A 603-nucleotide genomic window follows, 5' to 3' on the forward strand; every position below is an offset into this window, starting at 1 on the left:
CTTGACCTTGGGTGCCAGCAGCAACGCGATGTTTAATCCCACATCGTTGTGGTCTTTCGGCGGGCCTGGGGGTGGCAGTGCGTCGGGGCCTTGCTGCATGTAGGTGCAGATGTAAGCCCAGGCGTGGGCGTCGGCGCCCATGGTGGTGAGGGGAAAGCGGTCAATGACTTCATTGGTGCCCGGCCTGACGATGGAGAGCACCACGCCGCCCTTGATGACGACTCCATGCGAAGTCGCGCCGCGCTTCAGCCAGCGCTCGGCGCGGACCTGTGGCCAGTCGTACGCCACCGGCTCGACCCGCCAGCGTTCGAAGGGGTTCCACCAGCGGTAGTTGAAGTTGTAGGCGTAGAGGCGTTGGCGGGTGCGGTTGAAGCGGAGAGGTTGATCTCGGGGAGGTACTGCATCGAATTTCACACAGAGCAGGAGTGACCAAACTCCGACGAAAGCTCCGAAGACAAACATGATCCATTCTTCAGGACTCAGCTCACGCCAGTCTGACAAGAAAAGCCATAACATCCCTCCAGTCATGATGATTTGGGCAGGAGCGAACCAAACCATCAATCCTCTGATAAGCGCAAATCCACGCGGCAGTTCAAGAAAGAC

At 58.9% G+C, this 603-nt stretch carries 1 protein-coding gene; it reads right to left on the reverse strand.

Annotation, left to right across the window (positions count from 1 at the left end; genetic code table 11):
* Nucleotides 1-603: DUF6708 domain-containing protein (locus NTD88_RS21010; protein ID WP_262155761.1), on the reverse strand; the 603-nt coding region annotated here is incomplete at both ends.

The sequence above is a fragment of the Pseudomonas sp. 20P_3.2_Bac5 genome (genome assembly GCF_025466035.1).
Taxonomy (GTDB): Bacteria; Pseudomonadota; Gammaproteobacteria; order Pseudomonadales; family Pseudomonadaceae; genus Aquipseudomonas.